Origin of the sequence: Alicycliphilus denitrificans (assembly GCF_044792555.1) — a bacterium.
Classification (GTDB): domain Bacteria; phylum Pseudomonadota; class Gammaproteobacteria; order Burkholderiales; family Burkholderiaceae_C; genus Alicycliphilus; species Alicycliphilus denitrificans_A.
In genome coordinates this window covers 1302110-1324237 of the sequence record NZ_CP126238.1, presented here as the reverse complement: position 1 = coordinate 1324237, position 22128 = coordinate 1302110, and the positions used below count along the sequence as shown (strand labels likewise).

The window sequence follows — 22128 nt, the reverse complement described above, 5'->3', positions numbered from 1 at the left end:
CGCCCTCATGACCCCCATGGGAGTGGCCATTGCCGTGCTCATACCCGGACGCATGGTGGTGCGGCTCCGGGGACTCCAACAGGCAGGCATTCGCCATCCCGGCCGCAAGCGCAAACAACCATACCCCCAGCACCATCCACGCGATGGCGCGAGTCGTACGGGCGCTGAGAAATGTGCGCATGCGCAGCCTTTATACCCCTACATTAATCCTATGCTTAGGCAAGCTCCAAGATATTGATCTCGATCAAATGGAGACAGGGGTCAACTACACGGTACAGCGTTATCCTGCCATGGCGATGAAGAAAACGGTAGATCCCTCGATGAACGAAGGCCCGGGCGATTGGATGACGGTCGGCAGACTGGCGAAAGTCGCTGGCGTCGGTGTAGAGACGATTCGCTACTATCAGGGTCGCGGGCTCTTGCCGGTTCCGAAGGCCGCAGGCAGTTTCCGGCGTTACCACGTTTCAATGGTCCAGCGGATCGGCTTCATCAAGCGGGCGCAGAGCCTGGGCTTCTCGTTGGATGAGGTGGGATCGCTGCTGGACCTTGAGGACGGACGGAATCGCCGGGCCATCCAGACGGTGACGCGGCGACGCCTTGAGCAGATCGATGAGAAGGTCGGGGATCTGGAACGCATGCGAGGTGCACTGCGTGACATGCTCGCGCGGTGCGAGGAGGCGGGGCAGGCGTCTCCCTGCCCCATCATCGCTGCACTTGTTTGCCCGCCTGCGGACCCACAACCGCCTATCCATCGATTGCGATAGCTCGCTGGAGCGACATCGCTGGAGGATGCGCGAAAGCCAGGGCTGCTCAATTGCACCCGGGCTGTTGCCGTGACACAAAATCTCTGGGCGTGTCCGAATTTTTGTGTAAACGGTTCGGACTTCAGTTGACGGAGATGCGGTCTCCGAACTGAATGGTAAAGCGGGTCAGCGCAGCCTTCCAATCCCGAATCGGCATGGTCCACTTCTGACTGATGTTGCGCAGGGCCAGGTAGAACAGCTTGGTCAGCGCCTCATCGCTGGGGAATGAGCCCCGGTTCTTGGTCAGCTTCCTCAGCCCCATGTTCACCGACTCGATGGCATTGGTGGTGTAGATGACCTTGCGGATGTCGGGCGGGTAATCAAAGAATGGGGTCAGCCGCCCCCAGTTCCTGCGCCAAGACTGGCCAATGGGCAGGTACTCCTGGTCCCATTTTTCTTCAAACTCCCCGAGCATCAGTTCGGCCTCATCCAAGGTGGCGGCGGCGTAAATGCGACGCAGGTCAGCGGCCACTTCCTTCCTGCGTTTCCACGACACGTAGTTCAGGCTGTGGCGCACCATGTGCACGATGCACAGCTGCACCACCGTCTTGGGGAACACCGCCTCGATGGCCTCGGGGAAGCCCTTGAGCCCATCGACACAGGCAATGAAGATGTCCTGCACACCGCGGTTGCGCAGTTCCGTCACGACCTCTGACAGGCTCGCGCCGATCCACTGGCGACTTCTGTCTACCCGTGTGGTAGATCCTCCGTCCTCCGCGTTTGTCCCCCGCGCAGGTCCACCAACTTGCGCTCCAGCTCGCGCCGCTCCCTGATAAAAATGTCATCGGGCTGTCTAGATTCTGTTGGGGTGCGCTCCCTACGATGAACACATCTCCTCAACGCCCAAGCAAGGCATGAGAGATGCAAGTTTTATTCACCATCGCTAGGAGCTTCAACCATGATCCAACAACGCCTCTCCCTTTCTTCCATGATTGCCGCCGCGGCCGCAGTGGTTACCCTGGGCCTTCCAGGGATAGCTTCGGCCGCATACGAACATCCTGCCAACAATGAAAAGGGCGTAATCGTTCACCCGGAACACTTCAAGAGTGAGAAAACGCGAGAGCAGGTCATTGCAGAAACCAAGGCTGCTATGCAGCAAGGACGACACTCTTACGGCCAAAGCAACTTCCCGATGCGCACACCCGATGCAAGTCCTGGCAAGACACGTGAGCAAGTAATCAACGAACTGCGGAGCGAGTCCCCTGAAGAACGCGACGCGCGTCTGCGTCTCAACTCCCAAGGTTGATGGCCAGTTGGGGTGCAGCGGATTACCGGGGAGGCCGAGGATCGCTGAATCACACGTTCGGTTTTTCTATCCAAGGAGTTCATCATGAAATACTTGCTCATCGCTCTCGTTGGCGCCACGACCCTTGGCTTCAGTCTCTCGGCCAGTGCCGCACCAGACCAAGAAAAGGTCTGTCCTCCCAAGAAACTCGTATTGCAGCTCGACCATGGCCCGCGCGCACAGACGACGCCGTACCTGAACCAATTGCGCAAGGCGCGTTATGAGGCCGAAGTCAAGGCCTGCAAAGATGCCGCAAAAGAAGTCGCCAAAGAAACCAGTACCCCGTAACTTTGGAGATGGGATTGGTCGCTGCGTGCATCTAATGGCTGACCGAGCGCATCGCACGGTCCGTGCCTTCGGCCTGCAGCAGATGCTCGATCAGCCAGCGCGAGTACTTCATGCCCACACCGCCCCCTCGCCGCCGCCTTGCTCGACCAGATCGGCCCACGCGCCGGCCATGCCGTGCGGGCGCAGTGCCTTGAGTTCGACCAGCACAGCACTGCCAGCGATTGGCTGGCCTCAGCCTGCCGAACCGCCTCCGCTTTGTACTCCTGCGTGTACTTGCCACGCACTTGCTTGCCGACCATTTCTTCGCTCCCTTCCAGCACTGTGGTCATGAGCTAAGAAGTCCATTCTTCGGGGGCACTACCCATGCGCAGACAAATCGAGGCACAAGGGCAGGCGCGAGCGCGACCCAGACTTGCAAGCATCGAAATTCTCAACAGGGGCACGCCGCAGTCCTGGGAGACCGCTCCCGCCTTACGACGCTTCGCGAAGAACCCAAAATCGCCGGCGGAGACAATGACCGTTCGCACCCAACGAGAAAGTCCGTCCAGATATGGAGCGCTTCTCGGCGCTCTTCGTAGTAGGTGTACTGGTCATAGATGCCTTCGACCCCCGTCAACTTGTGGTTTAGGCACATCTCCGAAATGTCCCGTTGAACACCAAGTGCACGCATATGCGACTTCATCGTGCTGCGGAAATCATGCGGGGTGAACCGACGAACGTCTGGCTCGTATTGATTGATCCAGTAATCGATTGCCTCGCGTATGGTGTCCTTCGAAACATGAGTGTCGCCGTTCTGGCGACGCACGCGCGCCTGCTTTCTCGCTGGCATCACGTACGCGGAAGATCCGGCCATCACACGCAATTCCTCAAACCAACCGACGACCGTAGGAACCAATGGGATATCCATGGCAGGCCCGGTCTTGCTCTCCGGCACATGCCAGCGAACTTCATCCAGGTGGACGTTCTCCCACTTTGCCATGTAAAACTCAGCACTCCTCACACCACAGGCCAGCAAGATTTTCATCGCCAGGGCGTTGACGCGTCGCATCTTGGCATTAAACAGAAGATGCAGTTCCTCCCGGGTTAGCATCAAGCGCTTCCTAATCGGAGGCCGCGGCCCCAGAAGGGCTGCCAACATGATCCCCTTGCAGGGGTTGGCATCAAGCAGTCGCTTTCCGCAAGCATGGGTGAACACGCTCTTTGTCGCCACGAGCAACATGTTTGACTCCACCCAGGTCAGTTTGCTTTCCTCGATGAGAGCGACGATATCGCCGGCTTCGGCTTCGCGAACGTTCAACGTTCCAAGGCGTCGATCCAACAGCTTGAGATGGCGGCCGTAGCTGCGTTGCGTGCTGCTGCCTAGAGCGGCCAGTTTTTTGAGCCGATAGTCCTGAATGAGATTGCGCAGCGTCCAGTCCCTTGCAAGGACAACCTTGGCTTTGTGCTTCTCGGCGACCGGGTTGACGCCTCGAAGAATGTCAGCCCGCTTTACTGTCGCCATGGCTCGGGCCTCCGCCAAGCCAAGATCGGGATAGGGGCCGAGGGTCAGTTCAAACCGCCGCGTACCAAACCGATACCGCAGCACCCATACCGCCTTGCCCGCGGCGGACAGCGTGAACGTCAAGCCGTTGCCGTCACTTTTTGCCAGAGATTTGCCCGCCTTGGCCCACTGCTTCAACTGCAGGTCGGATAACAGTCCATTCTTGGTCGACATACTCAATGCTCCTGGGCGCTACGCAGAAGCCGGGTCCAGCGCACCGGCTAGCTACCCACGCAGCTACCCAATAGTGTTGCGAAAGGATGGGACCACAAGACACGACAAGAATGCTCGCCTGACGAAATCTCCTTTCACGACAGTCACTTATGTGTGGCGATTGAGGCAGGATGAGCCCGCCTGAACCTCACAGCAAAACAATGTCGTACTGCTCCTGTCCGATCGAGCTTTCGGCCTGCAGCGAGATCGGCTTGCCGATGAAGTCCGACAGGCCCGCCAGGTGCTGGCTTTCCTCGTCCAGGAACAGGTCCACCACCTGGGGCGCGGCCACGACTCGGAATTCACGCGGATTGAACTGGCGTGCCTCGCGCAGCACCTCGCGCAGGATGTCGTAGCACACGGTGCGCGCGGTCTTGACCTCGCCCACGCCGCGGCAATTGGGACACGGCTCGCAGAGCATGTGGGCGAGCGACTCGCGCGTGCGCTTGCGCGTCATCTCCACCAGGCCCAGCTGCGAAAAGCCTCCCACCATGGTCTTGACCCGGTCGCGCGACAGCTGCTTCTTGAACTCGGCGAGCACGGCCGCCTGGTGGTCCTCGCGCAGCATGTCGATGAAGTCCGCGATCACGATGCCACCCAGGTTGCGCAGGCGCAGCTGGCGCGCGATGGCTCCGGCCGCCTCCAGGTTGGTCTTGAAGATGGTGTCGTCGAAATTGCGCGCGCCTACGTAGCCACCGGTGTTCACGTCGATGGTGGTGAGCGCCTCGGTCTGGTCCACGATGAGGTAACCGCCGGACTTCAGGTCCACGCGCCGGCCCAGCGCGCGGGCAATTTCCTCATCGATGGCGTAGAGGTCGAAGATCGGCCGCTCGCCCTTGTACCACTGCAGCTTGGCCGCCGCCTGCGGCATGAACTCACGCCCGAACTGCTGCAGCGCAGCGAATTGCTCGCGCGAATCCAGGCGTATGGTCTGCGTCGCGTCGCTCACCAGGTCGCGCAGCACGCGCTGCAGCAGGCTCAGGTCCTGGTACAGCAGCGAGGTGGGTGGACGACTCTGCGCCGCCTGGCGTATACCGGCCCAGGTCTTGCGCAGGTAGGTGATGTCCTCGGCCAGCTCCTCATCGCTCGCATCCTCGCCGTTGGTACGCAAAATGAAGCCGCCCCCGCCGCCCGTGGACTTGTCGCCCACCAACGCCTGCAGACGTGCTCGCAACGCATCGCGCTCCTCCTGAGGAATTTTCTGCGACACCCCGATATGGTCGTCCTGGGGCAGGAACACCAGCAGCCGTCCGGCAATGCTGATCTGCGTGGACAGGCGGGCGCCCTTGCTGCCTATCGGGTCCTTGATGACCTGCACCATCAGCGCCTGGCCCTCGAACACCTGCTTCTCTATGGGCACGGGCGGCTCACCCTTGCGCGCGAACATCGGCGCCTCGCCGCCCTCCTGACGCTGCCACACATCGGCCACATGCAGGAAGGCTGCACGCTCCAGGCCGATGTCGATAAAGGCCGACTGCATGCCGGGCAGCACGCGCGAAACCTTGCCCAGGTAGACGTTGCCGACCATGCCACGCTCAAGGGTGCGCTCCACGTGCAGTTCCTGCACGGCACCGCTTTCCACCACCGCGACGCGCGTCTCCTGCGGTGACCAATTGATCAAAATGTCTTGTTGCATGGGCAGTCTCTATGAAGCATCCATGATGCCTGAAACCGACCCGTGCCGCGGGCAGTAGCTCTCTCTACACCCCTGTCGTCTGCATACCGCGCATCAGTTGCGGTTGCAGCGCCACCACCTCGCCTACAACGATGAGCGCCGGCGGGCGCACCCTGTGCTGCTGGGCCAGGGCAGGCAGATCCTGCAGCGTGCCTGTGATGCAGCGCTGGCCCGGCAGGGAGGCCTGCTCCACCAGGGCCGCGGGCGTGCCGGCGGGCAGGCCGTGGCGCACCAATTGCTCGCAAATCACGGGCAGCGTGCCCATGCCCATGTAGATCACTACGGTCTGGCGCGGGCGGGCCAAGGCCTCCCAATCCAGGGCCACCTCGTTTTCGCCGCGCAGGTGCCCGGTGGCAAACACCAGGGTGGCAGCATGGTCGCGGTGGGTCAAAGGAATGCCGGCACAAGCGCCCGCTCCCTGGGCCGCCGTGATGCCTGGCACCACCTCGAAGCCAATCCCGGCGTCGGCCAAGGCCTGAGCCTCCTCGCCGCCGCGGCCGAAGATGAAGCCGTCACCCCCCTTGAGGCGCACCATGCTGCGCCCGCTGCGCGCCAGGCGCACCATGAGGTCGATGATGGATTCCTGGGGCAGCGTATGCTGCGAGGCCTCTTTGCCCACATAGATCAGGTCAGCATCTTCCGCCACATAGCGCAGTACCTCCTTGCTCACCAGATGGTCGTAGAGCACCAGGCGGGCGCCGCGCAGAGCCTTGACGGCTCGCAAGGTAAGCAGTTCCGGATCACCCGGTCCGGCACCTACCAGAGTCACCCGCCCTGGCGAACCAGGCGCGTCAGATACATCTGCGGTTGGCGGGGGGGTGAACCAGCGCGCATCTTCTACGAAGCTCATGTGGGCGTTTCCTTGGCAGATCGTGGGGCGGGCTCCATTGTTCAAAGACCGCAAGGGACCTGTCCTTGAGGTAAGTCAAGGACGCCAGGGAATACCCGCAGCACGATGCGCCTACTCGCAAAAAAGGAAACCGGCAGTGCCCCGCGAGATAGGCGATGACCTCCACGGAGGTCTTCCATGCACTGTCCGGCCACTTCCATGTGTACAACGCGCGGCACGACATCCGTTGATGCCGCAACCTGAGGCCTGACATGGCACGCAACGCTCTACTGTCCCTCACCCTGGCGCTCTCGGCAGCGGCTACATGGGCGCAAACGCCAGCCGCACCGGCTCCCGAGCGCACCGCTCAGCTGGTGCGCATGGTGCGCCAGGACTGCGGCTCCTGCCATGGCATGCGCCTCACCGGCGGCCTGGGTCCGGCGCTCACACGCCAGGCTCTGGCCGCCAAGCCCCCCGACTTCCTGGCTGCCGTCATCATCCACGGCATCCCCGGAACGCCCATGCCGCCCTGGAGTGCGCTGCTGAGCGCCGATGAAGCCCTGTGGATTGCCCAGCAGCTGGCCAGCGGCTTTCCCGAAGAAAACAAGAGCCACGCCCCATGAAAAGACGCTCCCTCCTATCGCTCGCCGCCGGTACCTCGCTGCTGGCCAGCGGCTGCGCCAGCACCCAGACATCCTCCCCCAACGCGCCCGCCCTGCAGGGCACGGGCGACCTGGGCGTGGTCATAGAGCGTGCCCAGGGCGCGCTGACCCTCATCAACACCAGCCGCCGCGAGATCGTTGGCCGCGTCGAAGGCCTGGGCGACCTGTCGCATGCCTCGGTGGTCTTTTCGCGCGACGCGCGCTTTGCCTATGTCTTTGGCCGCGACGGCGGCCTGACCCGCGTGGACATCCTGGGCGCACGCATCACCCACCGCGTAATGCAGGCCGGCAACTCCATTGGCGGAGCCATCAGCGCCGACGGCAGCCTGGTCGTGGCGCAGAACTACCAGCCCGGCGGCATCAAGGTCTTCGACGCCGCCACGCTGGAGCTGCTGGCCGACGTGCCCGCTGCCATGCCGGGCGGCCAGCGCTCACGCGTCGTCGGCCTGGCGGACCTGCCGCAGCGGCGCTTCATCTACAGCCTGTTCGACGCTTCCGCCATCTGCATTGCCGACTGCAGCAACCCACGCCAGCCGCAGATCACCACCATCGAGAATATTGGCCAGCAGCCCTACGACGCCCTCGTCTCGCCCAATGGCCGCACCTACATTGCCGGCCTGTTTGGCGAAGACGGCCTGGCCATGCTCGACCTGTGGGAAGACAAGCCCCAGGTGCGGCGCATCCTGGGCGGCTACGGGCGCGGCCAGAAGCCCTTGCCCGTGTACAAGATGCCACACCTGCGCGGCTGGGCCATCGCCGGACACCATGCCTACCTGCCGGCCATCGGCCGCCACGAGGTGCTGGTGGTCGACACCACGACCTGGCAGGAGGTGGGCCGCATCCCGGTCGCGGGCCAGCCGGTGTTCGTCATGGCGCGGCCCGATGGGCGCCAGGTGTGGGTCAATTTTTCGGTCCCCGACTACAACCGCGTGCAGGTGATAGATACCCCCAGCCAGCGCGTGCTGCAGACCCTGGAACCCGGCAAGGCGGTGCTGCACATGGAATTCACGCCACGCGGCGAATCGGTGTGGATCAGCTGCCGCGACGACAACCGCGTGCAGGTCTATGACACGCACACGCGCCAGCTGCAGGCAACCCTGAAGGTGGATGCGCCCAGCGGCATCTTCTTCACCGCGCGCGCCCAACGCCTGGGGTTTTGAGCCATGGCTACGCACGCTACCGACCTCACCCTGCTCAACGCCTGGCAGCGCGGCTTTCCGCTGGTGCGCGCGCCCTTTGCCGCCATCGGCACAGCACTGGGGCTGGAGGCGGCCCAGGTGCTCAACGCCTACCAGCGCCTGCAGCGCGGTGGCAGCGTGAGTCGCATCGGGGCGGTGTTTGCGCCGGGCGCAGGCGGCGCCTCGCTGCTCGCCGCCATGGCGGTGCCGCCAGCCCGGCTGGACGCCGTGGCCGCCATCGTTTCGGCACACCCGGGCGTGAATCACAACTACGAACGCGAGCACCAGGTCAACCTGTGGTTCGTCGCCACCGGGCGCGATGCCGCTGCCGTGGAACTGCTGCTGCGCGCCATCGAGGCCGACACCGGCCTGGCTGTGCTGCGCCTGCCCATGCTGCGACCCTACCGCATCGATACCGGCTTTGACCTGCGCGCCGCGCAATCGCAGGCCAGCGGTGCCACGCATTGGGCGCAGCACAGCCTGCAGCCGCAGGACGAACCCCTGGCAGCATTGGCCGAACAGGGCCTGCCGCTCATCGAGCAACCCTTTGACGCCTGGGCCGCACAGCTCGGCCAGCCGGTCGAGAGCGTACTGGCAACGCTTGCGCGCTGGCTCGATGCCAAAACCCTGAGCCGTTTTGGCGTCGTCGTGCGCCACCACGAGCTCGGCTTCACCGCCAACGCCATGACGGTGTTCGACGTGCCCGATTGCGCGGTAGACGCCTGCGGCGAGGCGCTGGCGCAGATCCCCGGCATCACCCTGGCCTACCAGCGCGCACGCGCACCCGGCTGGCCCTTCAACCTGTACTGCATGGTGCATGGCCGCGACCGCGACAGCGTGCGCGCCACCGTAGACGCCGCCATCGCCCAAGCCGGGTTGCATGGCAAACCGCGCGCCACACTGTTTTCGCTGCGCCGCTTCAAGCAGACCGGCGCACGCCGCTTTGCCCACCATGGCCCGGCACCCCAAGGAGCAGCACATGCTTACGCCTGAAGACGCTCGTCTCATCGACCATCTGCACGGCGGCTTTCCGCTCGTCGATCGCCCCTTTGCCGCCGTCGCAGCGCAGCTGGGCTGGAGCGAGGAGCGCGTCATCGAGCGCCTGCACCAGCTGCTGGCCCAGGGCGTGCTCACGCGCTTTGGCCCGTTGTTCCAGATCGAGCGCGCCGGCGGCCAGTTCGTGCTCGCAGCGATTGCCGTGCCCGAGGAACGCTTTGACGCCGTAAACGCCGTGGTCAACAGCTTTCCCGAAGTAGCACACAACTACCGGCGTACGCACCAGCTCAATATGTGGTTCGTGGTCGCCGCCGAATCGCCCGCGCAGGCACAGGACGCCCTCGCCCGCATCGAGGAGGCCGTGGGCCTGCAGGTGTTTGCCTTCCCGAAGGAAGAAGAATATTTCGTCGAGCTGCGCCTGCCCGCCTTGGCGACCACCGGAGATGCCCATGGCGCTTGACGCTTTCGACCGCGCCCTGATCGCCGCCACCCAGGGCGGCCTGCCCCTGGTCGCGCGCCCCTATGAGGCCGTGGGCGCCATGCTGGGCGTGAGCGGCGAGCAGGTGCGCGAACGCCTGGCGCAGATGCTGGCCCAGGGCCTGATCCGCCGCATTGGCGCCGTGCCCAACCACTACCGCCTGGGCTACACCGCCAACGGCATGAGCGTGTGGGACGTGGATGACGAACGTATCGCCGAACTCGGGCCGCGCGTAGCCGAGCTACCGGGTGTGTCGCACTGCTACCGCCGCCCGCGCCATCTGCCCGGCTGGCCCTACAACCTGTTTGCCATGCTGCACGGCACCAGCCGCGCGGCGGTGGAGCAGCAGGCCCAGGACATCGTCGCCCTGCTGGGTAACGCCTGTCGCAGCCACGACATCCTGTACTCCACGGCCATCCTGAAAAAAACCGGCCTGCGCTTGAAAAACGTTTGAAGGACTAAGCCATGTTTCGCATCAGCCAGTACATGCGCGAACTCGCGCAGGCACAAGCCACGGGCAGCTACCCTGTCGTGAAAGACCGCAGGGCACGCGGCCCTGTCGTCATCTGGAACCTGATCCGCCGCTGCAACCTCACCTGCAAGCATTGCTACGCACTCTCGGCGGACCACGACTACGCGGGCGAGCTGCTGCTGCCCGAGGTGTTCTCGGTGATGGACGACCTCAAGGCCTTTGGCGTGCCCGCGCTCATCCTCTCCGGCGGCGAGCCGCTCTTGCGCCCGGACATCTTTGAAATCTCGGCCCGCGCACGCGAGATGGGTTTCTACACCGGCCTCTCGACCAACGGCACGCTGATCGACGCCCCCATGGCGCGGCGCATTGCCGATGCCGGCTTTGACTACGTCGGCATCAGCCTGGATGGCCTGAAGGCCACGCACGACAAGTTCCGCCGTCTCGAAGGCGCCTTTGACCGCAGCCTGGCCGCCATCGGTCACCTGGACCAGGTGGGCGTGAAGGTGGGCCTGCGCTACACCATGACGGCCCTGAACGGCCACGACCTGCCCGCGCTGCTCGACCTGATGCAGGAGGTGGGCGCGCACAAGTTCTACTTCTCGCACCTGAACTACGCCGGGCGCGGCAACATCCACCGCGACAAGGATGCGCAGCACCAGGCCACGCGCGCGGCCATGGACCTGCTGTTCGAGCGCGCCTGGGCCGCCGCCCAGGCCGGCAGCATGGACGACTACGTCAGTGGCAACAACGACGCCGACGGCCCCTACCTGCTGCAATGGGTGCGCTCGCACCTGCCGCAATGGGAAGAGGCGCTGCACGCGCGCCTGGTGGCCTGGGGCGGCAACGCCAGCGGCCAGCAGATCGCCAACATCGACAACCTGGGCCATGTGCACCCCGACACCATGTGGTGGCACCACGACCTGGGCTGCGTGCGCGACCGGCCCTTCTCCGAGATCTGGAACGACGTCAGCGACCCGCTGATGGCCGGCCTCAAACAGCGCCCTCGCCCGGTTGAGGGACGCTGCGGCAGTTGCAAACATCTGGCCATCTGCAACGGCAACACCCGCGTGCGCGCGCAGCAGCTCACCGGCAACTTCTGGTTTGAAGACCCGGGCTGCTACCTGAGCGACGCCGAGGTCGGGGCCGCCTCGACACCGTTTGAACCCGCGCTGCCCAAGCGCCGCATTGAGATTGCCCATGCCTGATCTGCCCCGCCCCGCCCTGCGCGCCGCCGCCCTCCTTGCCCTGGCCCTGGCCGGCCCGCTGTGCGCCCAGGCCGCGAGCGGCAAGCCCGACGCCGCGGCCCTGTACCAGCAGCATTGCGCCAGCTGCCACGGCGCCCAGCGCACCGGCCTGATGGGCCCGGCCCTGCTGCCCGAGAGCCTGGAGCGCACCCGCCCGGCCGAGGTGCTGCGCGTCATCAAGGAAGGCCGCCAGGCGACGCAGATGGCGGGCTACGCGGACCGGCTCTCGGGCACTGAGATCCAGGCCCTGGCGGACTGGATACGCACCCCGGTGCTGCCCGCGCCGCGCTGGGGCGAGGCCGACATCCGGGCCTCCCGCATCGCCACGCCACTGCCGGCCGATGAACCGGTGAAGCCGAAGTGGGACGCCGACCCGATGAACCTGTTCGTGGTGGTGGAAGGGGGCGACCACCATGTCTCGCTGCTCGACGGCGACCGTTTCGAGGTCATCGCCCGTTTTGCCAGCCGCTACGCCCTGCACGGCGGCCCGAAGTTCACCCCCGACGGACGCTATGTGTTCTTTGGTTCGCGCGACGGCTGGATCACCAAGTACGACCTATGGCGCCTGGCCGTGGTGGCCGAGGTGCGCGCCGGCCTGAACATGCGCAACGTGGCCGTGAGCGGCGACGGCCGCTGGGTCATGGCCGCCAACTACCTGCCGCACAGCCTGGCACTGTTCGACGCCGACCTTCAGCTCGTCAAGACCTACAACGCTGCCACCCTCGACGGCAAGGCGAGCTCGCGCGTCTCTGCCGTGTACGACGCCACGCCCAGGAACAGCTTCGTGGTGGCGCTCAAGGATATCCCGGAAATCTGGGAAATTTCCTACGACAAAAGGGCAGCTCCCATCCACGACGGCCTGGTGCAAGGCCGCAGGCTCAAGGAGGGCATTGCCAAGCCCGGCTACCTAGACGTACGCCGCACGCCACTGGAAGAGCCGCTGGACGACTTCTTCTTCGACCAGAGCTACCGCCACGCCCTGGGGGCGACACGGCCCAAGGCCGGAGGCAACGCCAGCGCCCAGGTGGTGAACCTGGACCTGCGGCGCAAGATCGCCGACCTGCCCATCGCCGGCATGCCACACCTGGGCTCGGGCATCACCTTCGCCTGGAATGGCACCACGGTACTCGCCAGCCCCAACCTGGGCGGCGGCGCGGTCGACGTGATCGACATGAAAACCTGGAAAAACGTGGCCACCATCCCCACCCCGGGCGCCGGTTTCTTCATGCGCAGCCACGAGCACACGCCCTACGCCTGGACGGATTCAATGATGAGCAAGGAGGGCAAGGAGCGCCTGACCATCATCGACAAGCGCAGCCTCAAGCCCGTGGCTGAAGTGCGCGAACCCGGCAAGACCCTGGCGCACATCGAATTCACACGCGACGGCCGCTACGCCCTTGCCAGCTTGTGGGAGATGGATGGCGCCCTCATCGTCTACGACGCCGCCACCTTCCAGGAGGTCAAGCGCCTGCCCATGAAGAAGCCCGTGGGCAAATACAACGTATGGAACAAGATCACCCGCAGCGAAGGCACCTCGCATTGACGGGCGCCTAAAGCGTTTTCACGCTCGCGCTTACAGCACCCAGGCCGCGCGCAACAGCCCGGCCGTCTCGAACAGCGGCAGCCCCATGATGCCGGTGTAGCTGCCGTCCAGGTTTTCCACATACTGCGCCACCGGCCCCTGGATGGCATAGGCGCCGGCCTTGCCCATGGGCTCGCCGCTGGCGACATAGGCCGCGATCTGCGCTGGCGTCATCGCGGCAAAACGCACGCGCGAGACCGACAGCGCCGCCAGGCGCCTGTCACCCGCCTGCAGCGCCACGGCGGTCAGCACCTGATGCTCATGGCCCGATAGTTCCGAGAGCATGCGCACGGCATCCTGCGCATCCTCGGGCTTGCCATAGATGCGCCGGCCCAGCGCCACCGTGGTGTCCGAGCACAGGATGGGCGCAGGCGCCAGGCCGCGGCGCGCGTGGCGCGCCACCGCCGCGTCCAGCTTGAGGGCCGTGACGCGCTGCACATAGTCGGCCGGTTCTTCGCCCGGCAGCACGGCCTCCAGGCCTTCCGCATCCTCGTCGGGGCCGGGCAGCAGCAGCTCATGGCGCACGCCGATCTGCTCCAGCAACTGGCGCCGGCGCGGGCTTTGCGAGGCGAGGTAGATGAAGTCAGGCATTTTGAGTCAAATCGGGCTTTAACGCCCGTCCATCAAGCGATTACAGCTATCAAAACGATATCATTCACGGTGATACGGATGGCCCGCATTCACCGACCAGGCGCGGTACAGCTGCTCGATCAGCAGCACGCGCACCATGGCGTGCGGCAGCGTCAGGTCCGACAGGCGTATGCGCTCGTGCGCGGCCTGGCGCAAGGCCGGGTCCAGTCCATCGGGGCCGCCGATGACCAGGGCCACGTCGTCGCCGCCCAGCTGCCAGTCCTTAAGGCGCTGGGCCAGGGCCTTGGTGGTCAGGCTGGTGCCGCGCTCGTCCAGCACCACCACACGCGTGCCACGGGGGATGGCCGCGGCTATGCGCTCGCGCTCGGCGGCGTACAAGGTTTCCAGCGTCTTGGAGCCGCGCGGCTCGGTCTTCACGGCCTTGAGCTCGACCTTGAGCTCGGGCGGAAAGCGCTTGGCGTAGTCCTCATAGGCCGTCTGCGCCCAATCGGGCACGCGCTGACCCACGGCGACGATGAGCAGCTTCATGCGTCAGGGAGGGCTCAGGCCTTCTTGCGTGCGGGGGCCTTCTTTGCGGCAGTTTTTGCCGCAGGCTTGGCCGCGGGCTTGCGCGCCGTGGTCTTGGCCGCGGCCTTCACGGGCGCCTTCTTGGCTGCGGGCTTGTTCACCACCACGGTTTTCATCGCTGTCTTGGCCGCGGGCTTCTTCACGGCAGCAGGTTTCTTCGCGGCCACGGCCTTGCCAGCGGTTTTTGCTGCGGTTTTTGCCGCGGTCTTTGCTGCCGGCTTTGCTACGGGCTTGGCGCCGGCAGACTTCGCGGCAGTCTTGGCCGCAGCCTTCTTGGCCGGTGGTTGGGGCGCCCCCTTCTTGGCCGTGGGCTTCTTCGCCGCGGGCTTGCGCAAGGGCGCGCCGCTGGCGTCTTCCGAGGCCATGATCTTGCGCGGCTTGGCCGCGCCCAGCTTCAGGCGCACGGGTTTTTCGCCCCAGATTTCCTCCAGCCGGTAGTACTGGCGGATGGCGGGCTGCATCACATGCACCACGGCCTGGCCGCAGTCCACGATGATCCATTCGCCGTTCTCCTCGCCCTCGGTGCGCGGCTTGATGAAGCCGGCCTCGCGCACGGCGTCGCGCACGCTGGCGGCCAGGGCCTTGGTCTGGCGGTTGGAGCTGCCGGTGGCGACGACGACGCGCTCGAACAGCGGCGAGAGATGCTCGGTGTTGAAGACCTGGATGTCTTGCGCCTTGACGTCCTCCAGTCCATCGACGATGGCGCGCTGGAGCCGGGTCACGTCTTTCTTGGCGGCGGTTTCCGATTTGGGGGAAGTGGTCATCTAGGGGTCTTCAGAGAAAAAATGGGGTCAATATAGCCTGTCAAGGCTCACAGCCAGTCGCGGCGTTGCAGGTAACGTGTGGTGAGTTCGGCCTCGGGCGTGCCCGGTGCGTCTTCGCGCTGGTAGGTCCAGGCCGCCAGCGGCGGCATGGACAGCAGGATGGACTCGGTGCGCCCGCCCGACTGCAGGCCGAAATGCGTGCCGCGGTCCCAGACCAGGTTGAACTCTACGTAGCGCCCTCGGCGGTAGAGCTGGAATTCGCGCTCGCGCTCGCCATGGGGCAGGGCCATGCGCCGCTGCACGATCGGCAGGTAGGCTTTCAAAAAGGCATCGCCCACGCTCTGCGTCATGGCCAGACTGCGCTCGAAGCCGAGGTCGGAGAAGTCGTCGAAGAAGATGCCGCCGATGCCGCGCTGCTCGCCCCGGTGCTTCAGATAGAAATACTCGTCGCACCACGCCTTGAAGCGTGGGTACAGGCCCTCGCCGAACGGCGCCAGGGCGTCGCGGCAGGCACGGTGGAAATGCACCGCGTCTTCCTCGAAGCCGTAGTACGGCGTCAGGTCCATGCCCCCGCCGAACCAGCAGGTGGGCTCCTGCCCCGGCCGGCCCGCGGCGATCATGCGCACGTTCATGTGCACGGTGGGCACATAAGGGTTGCGCGGGTGGAATACGAGCGACACGCCCATGGCTTCGAACGGGCTGCCTTCCAGCTCGGGCCGGTGCTGCGTGGCCGAGGGCGGCAGTTGCGGGCCGCTGACATGCGAGAAGCCGCAGCCGGCGCGCTCGAACACGCGCCCGCCCTCCAGGATGCGCGTGATGCCGTCGCCCTGCAGGGGCGAGCCAGGCTCGCGTCGCCAGGCGTCCGACCTGAAGCGCGCACCGCCCTGATCCTGCGGTCCCTCGATGTCTTCCAGTGCGGCGGTGATGCGCGACTGCAGGCCTTCAAGGTAGCCGCGCACCCTTGCCACGGTGCTGGCGGGATTCAGAGCCTGCGCCATCAGCCGCCCTTGACGGCGCGATGGCCGATGTCGCGGCGGTACTGCGCGCCATCGAAGTAGATGCCGCGCGCCACGTCGTACACGCGCTGCTGCGCCTGCTTTACGTTGTCGGCCAGGGCCGTCACGCACAGCACGCGCCCGCCGCTGGTACGCACCACGCCATCCTCGTCGAGTTGGGTGCCGGCGTGGAACACCATGGCATCGTCCTCGTCCTGCGGCAGGCCGGTGATGGCGTCGCCCTTGCGCGGGCTGTCGGGGTAGCCGTGCGCGGCCATGACCACGCCCAGCGCGGTGCGCCGATCCCACTGCAGCGCGACCTGGTCCAGCCTGCCGTCCACGGCTGCGCCCAGCACCTCGACAAGGTCGCTCTTCAGGCGCATCAGGATGGGCTGCGTCTCGGGGTCGCCCATGCGGCAGTTGAACTCCAGCGTCTTGGGATGGCCGGTGGCGTCGATCATCAGGCCGGCATACAGAAAGCCGGTGTAGGGAATGCCGTCCTTTTCCATGCCGCGGATGGTGGGCAGGATGACCTCGCGCATGGCGCGCGCGTGCACGTCGGCCGTGACCACCGGGGCCGGCGAATACGCGCCCATGCCGCCGGTATTCGGGCCCTGGTCGCCGTCCTTGAGGCGCTTGTGGTCCTGGCTCGTGGCCAGCGCCACAACGTTCTTGCCGTCGCACAGCACGATGAAGGAGGCCTCCTCGCCCTCGAGGAATTCCTCGATCACCACGCGCGCCCCGCCCTCGTTGTGCGCCACGCCGTATTTGTTGTCCACCAGCATGAAGTCCACGGCATCGTGCGCCTCCTGCAGCGTGGTAGCCACCACCACGCCCTTGCCGGCGGCCAGGCCGTCGGCCTTGATGACGATGGGCGCGCCCAGGCGGTCCACGAAGGCGTGGGCCAGGGCCGGGTCGGTGAAGGTGTCGTAGTCCGCCGTGGGGATGCCGTGGCGGCGCATGAAGGCCTTGGAGAAGGCCTTGGAGCTTTCGAGCTGGGCCGCCGCCTTCGTGGGGCCGAAGATGCGCAGGCCGTGGGCGCGGAACTCGTCTACCACGCCCGCGGCCAGCGGCGCCTCAGGGCCGACCACGGTCAGCGCAATCTTCTGCGCCTGAGCCCATTCGCGCAGCGCCACCACATCGGTGATGGGCAGGTTCTCATACCGGGGCGACAAGGCCGTGCCGCCGTTGCCCGGCGCCACATAGACCCTGGTGGTCCTGGGGGACTGGCTCAGCTTCCAGGCCAGTGCGTGTTCCCGGCCGCCGCCGCCAATGACTAGGATTTTCATAAGTTGTCGTTCTAGCTCCTAGAGCTCAGCGTTGTGATAGACATCTTGCACATCGTCAAGGTCTTCGATCATGTCCAGCAGCCTTTGCATGCGGGCGGCGGCGTCGCCCTCCAGCGCAATGGTGTTCTCGGCACGCATGGTGACCTCGGCCACCTCGGGCGTCAGGCCCGCGGCCTGCAACGCGTTGCGCACGGCCTCGAAGTCGCCGGGCGCGGTCAGCACCTCGATGGCGCCTTCGTCGTCGGTAATCACGTCCTCGGCACCTGCTTCCAAGGCCACGTCCATCACCTTGTCTTCGCTGGTGCCAGGGGCAAAGATGATCTGACCCACGTTCTTGAACTGGAAGGCCACCGAGCCTTCGGTGCCCATATTGCCGCCGTACTTGCTGAAGGCGTGACGCACCTCGGCCACGGTGCGCACGCGGTTGTCGGTCATGGTGTCCACGATGATCGCGGCGCCGCCGATACCGTAGCCCTCGTAGCGGATTTCCTCGTAGTTCACGCCCTCCAGCGTGCCCGAGGCCTTGTCAATGTTGTATTTGATGCGGTCGGCCGGCATATTGGCGGCCTTGGCCTTGTCGATGGCCAGGCGCAGACGCGGGTTGGCCGAGGGGTCGCCGCCGCCTGTGCGCGCCGCGACGGTAATTTCACGAATGATGCGGGTCCAGATCTTTCCGCGCTTTTCATCCTGGCGGCCCTTGCGGTGCTGGATGTTGGCCCATTTGCTGTGTCCTGCCACTGCAGCGTCCTTTGATTGATTTAATCTTGCGGTCGGGATTTTACTTTTGACTCACCCCCTCACAGGATTGCCATGGCCGAGCCCCTATTGATCGCACAGCACGACACCACCCAATGCCACCTGCTGCCGGGCCTGGCCAACCGCCATGGCCTGATCACCGGCGCCACCGGCACCGGCAAGACCGTGACGCTGCAGACCCTGGCCGAGCAGTTCTCGCGCATCGGCGTACCGGTGTTCATGGCCGACGTGAAGGGCGACCTCACGGGCATCAGCCAAAAGGGCAGCATCGGCGACAAGCTGGCCAAGGTGCTGGCCGAGCGTGGCCTGGCCCTGCCCGAGCCCGTGGCCTGCCCCACCACGCTGTGGGACGTGTTCGGGGAGCAGGGCCACCCAGTGCGCGCCACCATCTCCGACATGGGGCCGCTGCTGCTGGGACGCATGCTGAACCTGAACGAGACCCAGCTGGGCGTGCTGAACCTGGTGTTCAAGATCGCCGACGACAACGGCCTGCTGCTGCTGGACCTGAAGGACCTGCGCGCCATGCTCCAGCATGTGGGCGACAACGCCAAGGACTTCACCACCGAATACGGCAACATCAGCAGCGCCAGCGTGGGCGCCATCCAGCGCGGCCTGCTGCAGATCGAGACCCAGGGCGGCGACAAGTTCTTCGGCGAGCCCATGCTCAACATCGAGGACTTCATGCAGACCGTGGATGGGCGCGGCGTGATCAACATCCTCGCGGCCGACAAGCTCATGAATTCGCCGCGCCTGTACGCCACCTTCCTGCTGTGGATGTTGTCGGACCTGTTCGAGCGGCTGCCCGAGATCGGCGATCCCGAGCAACCCAAGCTGGTGTTCTTCTTCGACGAGGCCCACCTGCTGTTCAACGAGGCGCCCAAGGTGCTCGTCGAGCGCATCGAACTCGTGGTGCGCCTGGTGCGCTCCAAGGGCGTGGGGGTGTACTTCGTGACGCAGAACCCGCTGGACATCCCCGACAGCGTGCTCGCCCAGCTGGGCAACCGCGTGCAACACGCGCTGCGCGCCTTCACGCCGCGCGACCAGAAGGCCGTGAAGGCCACGGCCACCACCATGCGTCCCAAGGCGGGCCTGGACATCGAGGCCGCCATCACCGAACTGGCCGTGGGCGAGGCGCTGGTGAGCCTGCTCGACGCCAAGGGCCGGCCCAGCGAGACCGAGCGCGTCTACGTACTGCCGCCGGGCAGCCAGATCGGCCCCATTACCGACAGCGAGCGGCGCGCGCTGATCGCGGGCTCGCTCGTCACGGGCACCTACGAACAACCCGTGGACCGCGAGTCGGCCTACGAGAAGCTGCGCGGCCGCGCCGATGCGGCAGTCAGCAACGCGGCCGCAAACCAAGGCAATGCGGGCGCGCAGGACGAGGGCGGGCTGATAGGCGGGCTCAACGACGTGCTGTTCGGCTCCACCGGCCCGCGCGGCGGCAAGCGCGACGGCCTGGTGCAGACCATGGCCAAGTCCGCCGTGCGCACCATGGGCACCAGCCTGGGCAAGGAAATCCTGCGCGGCGTGCTAGGCAGCATCTTCGGCGGCAGGAAGCGCTGAGCCATTTGAAACAAAAAGTGGCTCTAACACCCTAACCACAAGCGTAGTCAGCTATTTTTTTATGAGTACTCCATGATCGACCTGTACTACTGGACCACCCCCAACGGCCACAAGATCACGCTGTTCCTGGAGGAAGCAGGCCTGCCCTACCGCATCCACCCGGTGAACATCGGCCGCGGCGAGCAGTTCGCGCCCGACTTCCTGCGCATCGCGCCGAACAACCGCATCCCGGCCATCGTGGACCAGGCGCCGGCCGACGGCGGCGCGCCGCTGTCCATCTTCGAATCCGGCGCCATCCTGCTGTACCTGGCCGACAAGACCGGCAAGTTCATCCCGCCGGACCTGCGCGGGCGCAACCAGGCGCTGCAATGGCTGTTCTGGCAGATGGGCGGCCTGGGCCCCATGGCCGGGCAGAACCACCACTTCGTGCAGTACGCGCCCGAGCAGATCCCCTACGCCATCGAGCGCTACGTGAAGGAAACCGCACGCCTGTACGGCGTGCTCGACAAGCACCTGGCCGACGGCCGCGACTACATCGTCGCGGGCGAATACTCCATCGCCGACATGGCCTGCTACCCGTGGATCGTGCCGCATGAGCGGCAACGCCAGGACTTGGGCGACTTCCCGCACCTGCGGGCCTGGTTCGAACGCATCCGCACCCGCCCCGCCACGGAGCGCGCCTACGCCCTGGCCCAGACCATCAACACCGCGCCCACGGTGGATGAGGCGGCCAAGAAAATCCTGTTCGGCCAGGACGCCGGCACCGTGCGCCGCTAACGCGGGGCCCGTCGCCCGCAAAAAAAGCCGCTGAATCAGCGGCTTTTTGGCTGCAGCGGCGGCGCCTTCAATCCACCAGGCCCACGAACAGGTTCTGCACGTCGTCGTTGTTCTCGATGCCGGCCAGAAACGCCTGCACCTCCTCCTGCGCCTCGGGCGACAGGCTGGCCATGCTCACCGGGTTCTTGGCCTTGTAGCCCAACTTGGCCGACAGCACCTTGAAGCCGAACCCGGGCAGCGCCTTGGCGACCGCGTCCAGGTCCGCGGGATCGGTCAGGAACAGGGTCTGGCCCTCTTCCTCGCCGGGCTCGAAGTCCTGGGCGCCCGCCTCGATGGCGGCGAGTTCCGCGTCGGCGCCGGGCTGCTCTGGCTCGCCCTCGATCATGCCGACATGGTCGAAATCCCAGGCCACGGCGCTCATCTGTCCCTTACGAAAGCACACGCGCATCTCGGGCGCGGTGCGGTTCACGTTGTCGGTCAGGCATTCCACCATCACCGGCACCTGGTGCGGCGCAAAGCCCTCGTAGATCACGCGCTCATAGTTCACAGCGTCACCGCCCACGCCCGAGCCCTTCTTGATGGCACGCTCCAGCGTGTCCTTGGGCATGGAGGCCTTGCGCGCCGCCTCAATGGCCAGACGCAGGCGCGAATTGCCGGCCGGGTCGGCGCCAGCGCGTGCGGCAACGATGATTTCCTTGACCAGCTTGCCAAAAAGCCTGCCCTTGGCATCGGCGACCAGCGCCTTGCCCTTTGCCTTCCATTGCGCACCCATGGCTACGATTTCCTTTGCGTGGAGCCAACAAAAAATGCGGCCTGCGCCGCAGCCGCAAAGTTTATACCTCGCCGCCGAAGCCGCGCCTGGGCGTGCAAAAATTCCGCCCTGGCCCCCCGTTTCCTTTGATATTCCACAAGAGGCACCCGCCCATGAGCAACGTCCACGTCATAGCCCACCCCCTGGTGCAGCACAAGCTGACCCTGATGCGCAAGAAGGACGCCAGCACCAACAGCTTTCGCCGCCTGCTGGGCGAGCTGTCCACGCTGATGGCCTACGAGGTCACGCGCGACATGCCGCTGCAGGATGTGCAGATCGAAACCCCGCTGGAGACCATGACCGCCAAGGTCATCGACGGCAAGAAGCTGGTGCTGGTGTCGATACTGCGCGCTGGCAACGGCTTCCTCGACGGCATGCTCAACGTGGTGCCCGGCGCGCGCATTGGCCACATCGGCCTGTACCGCGATCCGGCCACGCTGCAGCCCGTGGAGTATTACTTCAAGATGCCGTCCGAGATGGCCGAGCGCGACGTGATCGTGGTGGACCCCATGCTGGCCACCGGCAACTCGGCCGCCGCGGCCGTGGAGCGCATCAAGCGGCTCCAGCCGCGCTCCATCAAGTTCGTGTGCCTGCTGGCCGCGCCCGAGGGCGTGGCCACCATGCAGAAGGCCCACCCCGACGTCCCCATCTTCACCGCCGCCATCGACCGCGAGCTCAATGAGCACGGCTACATCCTGCCGGGCCTTGGGGATGCGGGCGACCGTATTTTTGGCACCAAGTAAGAGCACGGCCACACGGCACAGCACCAG

23 protein-coding genes and 2 pseudogenes are annotated in these 22128 nt (G+C 65.4%); 13 read left to right on the top strand and 12 right to left on the bottom strand.

Features of this window, described 5'->3' with window-relative positions:
• Positions 1–179: 179 nt before the first annotated feature.
• The gene (locus P7644_RS06275) at positions 180–764 is read left to right on the top strand and encodes a MerR family DNA-binding protein (protein ID WP_404302284.1); all 585 of its coding nucleotides are present in this window, start codon (positions 180–182) and stop codon (positions 762–764) included.
• A gap of 121 nt (positions 765–885) precedes the next feature.
• Here P7644_RS06275 and P7644_RS06270 read toward each other — a convergent pair.
• Positions 886–1455: pseudogene (locus P7644_RS06270) on the bottom strand (IS256 family transposase); the annotation flags it as partial.
• 246 nt (positions 1456–1701) lie between these two features.
• Between P7644_RS06270 and P7644_RS06265 the strand changes: the two are divergent.
• Both P7644_RS06265 and P7644_RS06260 read left to right on the top strand, forming a co-directional pair.
• Positions 1702–2049, top strand: coding sequence for a DUF4148 domain-containing protein (locus P7644_RS06265; protein WP_404302283.1), 348 nt, complete (start codon positions 1702–1704; stop codon positions 2047–2049).
• Positions 2050–2133: 84 nt separating this feature from the next.
• Positions 2134–2376, top strand: coding sequence for a hypothetical protein (locus P7644_RS06260; protein ID WP_220637467.1), 243 nt, complete (start codon positions 2134–2136; stop codon positions 2374–2376).
• Between the two features lie 34 nt (positions 2377–2410).
• Here P7644_RS06260 and P7644_RS06255 read toward each other — a convergent pair.
• The 4 genes and pseudogenes from P7644_RS06255 to cobA form a co-directional block, all read right to left on the bottom strand.
• A pseudogene (locus tag P7644_RS06255) lies at positions 2411–2547 on the bottom strand (AAA family ATPase); the annotation flags it as partial.
• A 259-nt stretch (positions 2548–2806) separates the two neighbouring features.
• Positions 2807–4090, bottom strand: coding sequence for a tyrosine-type recombinase/integrase (locus P7644_RS06250; RefSeq protein WP_404302282.1), 1284 nt, complete (start codon positions 4088–4090; stop codon positions 2807–2809).
• 187 nt (positions 4091–4277) lie between these two features.
• Positions 4278–5765, bottom strand: coding sequence for a ribonuclease G (gene rng, locus P7644_RS06245; protein ID WP_404302280.1), 1488 nt, complete (start codon positions 5763–5765; stop codon positions 4278–4280).
• A 64-nt stretch (positions 5766–5829) separates the two neighbouring features.
• Positions 5830–6654, bottom strand: a complete 825-nt coding sequence (gene cobA / locus P7644_RS06240; protein WP_404302279.1) for a uroporphyrinogen-III C-methyltransferase — start codon at positions 6652–6654, stop codon at positions 5830–5832.
• A 251-nt stretch (positions 6655–6905) separates the two neighbouring features.
• On the opposite strand from cobA, the gene P7644_RS06235 reads away from it, so the two are divergent.
• The 7 genes from P7644_RS06235 to P7644_RS06205 are packed head-to-tail and all read left to right on the top strand — an operon-like array spanning position 6906 to position 13206.
• Positions 6906–7256 carry a c-type cytochrome gene (locus P7644_RS06235; RefSeq protein ID WP_404302278.1) on the top strand — a complete coding sequence of 117 codons (351 nt, stop codon included), beginning with the start codon at positions 6906–6908 and terminating at the stop codon, positions 7254–7256.
• Positions 7253–8455, top strand: coding sequence for a cytochrome D1 domain-containing protein (locus P7644_RS06230; RefSeq protein ID WP_404302277.1), 1203 nt, complete (start codon positions 7253–7255; stop codon positions 8453–8455). Before P7644_RS06235 ends, P7644_RS06230 begins: the two co-directional genes overlap by 4 nt.
• Before the next feature lie 3 nt (positions 8456–8458).
• A complete protein-coding gene (locus P7644_RS06225) occupies positions 8459–9466 on the top strand; it encodes an Lrp/AsnC family transcriptional regulator (protein WP_404302276.1) in 1008 nt (335 codons plus the stop codon).
• Positions 9453–9929 carry an Lrp/AsnC family transcriptional regulator gene (locus tag P7644_RS06220; protein ID WP_404302275.1) on the top strand — a complete coding sequence of 159 codons (477 nt, stop codon included), beginning with the start codon at positions 9453–9455 and terminating at the stop codon, positions 9927–9929. The genes P7644_RS06225 and P7644_RS06220 overlap by 14 nt, the downstream gene beginning before the upstream one ends.
• Positions 9919–10401 (top strand): Lrp/AsnC family transcriptional regulator, encoded by a 483-nt coding sequence (locus P7644_RS06215; RefSeq protein ID WP_404302274.1) that lies wholly within the window; start codon positions 9919–9921, stop codon positions 10399–10401. The genes P7644_RS06220 and P7644_RS06215 overlap by 11 nt, the downstream gene beginning before the upstream one ends.
• Before the next feature lie 11 nt (positions 10402–10412).
• Positions 10413–11624, top strand: a complete 1212-nt coding sequence (nirJ, locus tag P7644_RS06210) for a heme d1 biosynthesis radical SAM protein NirJ (RefSeq protein WP_404302273.1) — start codon at positions 10413–10415, stop codon at positions 11622–11624.
• The gene (locus P7644_RS06205; RefSeq protein WP_404302272.1) at positions 11617–13206 is read left to right on the top strand and encodes a cytochrome D1 domain-containing protein; all 1590 of its coding nucleotides are present in this window, start codon (positions 11617–11619) and stop codon (positions 13204–13206) included. Before nirJ ends, P7644_RS06205 begins: the two co-directional genes overlap by 8 nt.
• Positions 13207–13236: 30 nt before the next feature.
• On the opposite strand, the gene P7644_RS06200 is transcribed toward P7644_RS06205, so the two are convergent.
• From P7644_RS06200 to P7644_RS06175, 6 genes are read right to left on the bottom strand one after another with little or no spacing between them, the layout of a single operon-like run.
• The gene (locus P7644_RS06200; protein WP_404302271.1) at positions 13237–13836 is read right to left on the bottom strand and encodes a Maf family protein; all 600 of its coding nucleotides are present in this window, start codon (positions 13834–13836) and stop codon (positions 13237–13239) included.
• 60 nt (positions 13837–13896) lie between these two features.
• Positions 13897–14364 carry a 23S rRNA (pseudouridine(1915)-N(3))-methyltransferase RlmH gene (gene rlmH / locus P7644_RS06195; RefSeq protein ID WP_404302270.1) on the bottom strand — a complete coding sequence of 156 codons (468 nt, stop codon included), beginning with the start codon at positions 14362–14364 and terminating at the stop codon, positions 13897–13899.
• Between the two features lie 14 nt (positions 14365–14378).
• Positions 14379–15167, bottom strand: coding sequence for a ribosome silencing factor (gene rsfS / locus P7644_RS06190; protein WP_404302269.1), 789 nt, complete (start codon positions 15165–15167; stop codon positions 14379–14381).
• 47 nt (positions 15168–15214) lie between these two features.
• On the bottom strand, positions 15215–16165 hold the full coding sequence (gene hemF / locus P7644_RS06185) for an oxygen-dependent coproporphyrinogen oxidase (protein ID WP_404302268.1): 951 nt from the start codon (positions 16163–16165) through the stop codon (positions 15215–15217).
• Positions 16165–17451 (bottom strand): phosphoribosylamine--glycine ligase, encoded by a 1287-nt coding sequence (gene purD, locus P7644_RS06180; RefSeq protein WP_404302267.1) that lies wholly within the window; start codon positions 17449–17451, stop codon positions 16165–16167. Before purD ends, hemF begins: the two co-directional genes overlap by 1 nt.
• 18 nt (positions 17452–17469) lie before the next feature.
• Positions 17470–18189 carry a YebC/PmpR family DNA-binding transcriptional regulator gene (locus tag P7644_RS06175; RefSeq protein WP_404302266.1) on the bottom strand — a complete coding sequence of 240 codons (720 nt, stop codon included), beginning with the start codon at positions 18187–18189 and terminating at the stop codon, positions 17470–17472.
• A gap of 72 nt (positions 18190–18261) precedes the next feature.
• Between P7644_RS06175 and P7644_RS06170 the strand changes: the two genes are divergently transcribed.
• Both P7644_RS06170 and P7644_RS06165 read left to right on the top strand, forming a co-directional pair.
• Positions 18262–19770 (top strand): helicase HerA-like domain-containing protein, encoded by a 1509-nt coding sequence (locus P7644_RS06170; RefSeq protein WP_404302265.1) that lies wholly within the window; start codon positions 18262–18264, stop codon positions 19768–19770.
• Between the two features lie 72 nt (positions 19771–19842).
• On the top strand, positions 19843–20547 hold the full coding sequence (locus P7644_RS06165; RefSeq protein WP_404302264.1) for a glutathione binding-like protein: 705 nt from the start codon (positions 19843–19845) through the stop codon (positions 20545–20547).
• A gap of 67 nt (positions 20548–20614) precedes the next feature.
• Here P7644_RS06165 and P7644_RS06160 read toward each other — a convergent pair whose 3' ends face one another.
• Positions 20615–21319 (bottom strand): YebC/PmpR family DNA-binding transcriptional regulator, encoded by a 705-nt coding sequence (locus P7644_RS06160; protein ID WP_404302263.1) that lies wholly within the window; start codon positions 21317–21319, stop codon positions 20615–20617.
• A 152-nt stretch (positions 21320–21471) separates the two neighbouring features.
• Here P7644_RS06160 and upp point away from each other — a divergent pair, with 152 nt between their 5' ends.
• Positions 21472–22101, top strand: a complete 630-nt coding sequence (gene upp, locus P7644_RS06155) for a uracil phosphoribosyltransferase (protein ID WP_404302262.1) — start codon at positions 21472–21474, stop codon at positions 22099–22101.
• The last annotated feature ends 27 nt before the right edge of the window (positions 22102–22128 follow it).

Bases quoted from the DNA above. Each gene is read 5' to 3' on its own strand.
- P7644_RS06260 (WP_220637467.1), top strand. From the start codon at position 2,134: ATGAAATACTTGCTCATCGCTCTCGTTGGCGCCACGACCCTTGGCTTC.
- P7644_RS06170 (WP_404302265.1), top strand. From the start codon at position 18,262: ATGGCCGAGCCCCTATTGATCGCACAGCACGACACCACCCAATGCCAC.
- P7644_RS06230 (WP_404302277.1), top strand. From the start codon at position 7,253: ATGAAAAGACGCTCCCTCCTATCGCTCGCCGCCGGTACCTCGCTGCTG.
- P7644_RS06220 (WP_404302275.1), top strand. From the start codon at position 9,453: ATGCTTACGCCTGAAGACGCTCGTCTCATCGACCATCTGCACGGCGGC.
- P7644_RS06160 (WP_404302263.1), bottom strand. From the start codon at position 21,319: ATGGGTGCGCAATGGAAGGCAAAGGGCAAGGCGCTGGTCGCCGATGCC.
- P7644_RS06205 (WP_404302272.1), top strand. From the start codon at position 11,617: ATGCCTGATCTGCCCCGCCCCGCCCTGCGCGCCGCCGCCCTCCTTGCC.
- P7644_RS06200 (WP_404302271.1), bottom strand. From the start codon at position 13,836: ATGCCTGACTTCATCTACCTCGCCTCGCAAAGCCCGCGCCGGCGCCAG.
- P7644_RS06215 (WP_404302274.1), top strand. From the start codon at position 9,919: ATGGCGCTTGACGCTTTCGACCGCGCCCTGATCGCCGCCACCCAGGGC.
- rlmH (WP_404302270.1), bottom strand. From the start codon at position 14,364: ATGAAGCTGCTCATCGTCGCCGTGGGTCAGCGCGTGCCCGATTGGGCG.
- rsfS (WP_404302269.1), bottom strand. From the start codon at position 15,167: ATGACCACTTCCCCCAAATCGGAAACCGCCGCCAAGAAAGACGTGACC.
- P7644_RS06250 (WP_404302282.1), bottom strand. From the start codon at position 4,090: ATGTCGACCAAGAATGGACTGTTATCCGACCTGCAGTTGAAGCAGTGG.
- hemF (WP_404302268.1), bottom strand. From the start codon at position 16,165: ATGGCGCAGGCTCTGAATCCCGCCAGCACCGTGGCAAGGGTGCGCGGC.
- cobA (WP_404302279.1), bottom strand. From the start codon at position 6,654: ATGAGCTTCGTAGAAGATGCGCGCTGGTTCACCCCCCCGCCAACCGCA.
- P7644_RS06265 (WP_404302283.1), top strand. From the start codon at position 1,702: ATGATCCAACAACGCCTCTCCCTTTCTTCCATGATTGCCGCCGCGGCC.
- P7644_RS06225 (WP_404302276.1), top strand. From the start codon at position 8,459: ATGGCTACGCACGCTACCGACCTCACCCTGCTCAACGCCTGGCAGCGC.
- rng (WP_404302280.1), bottom strand. From the start codon at position 5,765: ATGCAACAAGACATTTTGATCAATTGGTCACCGCAGGAGACGCGCGTC.
- upp (WP_404302262.1), top strand. From the start codon at position 21,472: ATGAGCAACGTCCACGTCATAGCCCACCCCCTGGTGCAGCACAAGCTG.
- P7644_RS06235 (WP_404302278.1), top strand. From the start codon at position 6,906: ATGGCACGCAACGCTCTACTGTCCCTCACCCTGGCGCTCTCGGCAGCG.
- P7644_RS06275 (WP_404302284.1), top strand. From the start codon at position 180: ATGCGCAGCCTTTATACCCCTACATTAATCCTATGCTTAGGCAAGCTC.
- P7644_RS06165 (WP_404302264.1), top strand. From the start codon at position 19,843: ATGATCGACCTGTACTACTGGACCACCCCCAACGGCCACAAGATCACG.
- purD (WP_404302267.1), bottom strand. From the start codon at position 17,451: ATGAAAATCCTAGTCATTGGCGGCGGCGGCCGGGAACACGCACTGGCC.
- nirJ (WP_404302273.1), top strand. From the start codon at position 10,413: ATGTTTCGCATCAGCCAGTACATGCGCGAACTCGCGCAGGCACAAGCC.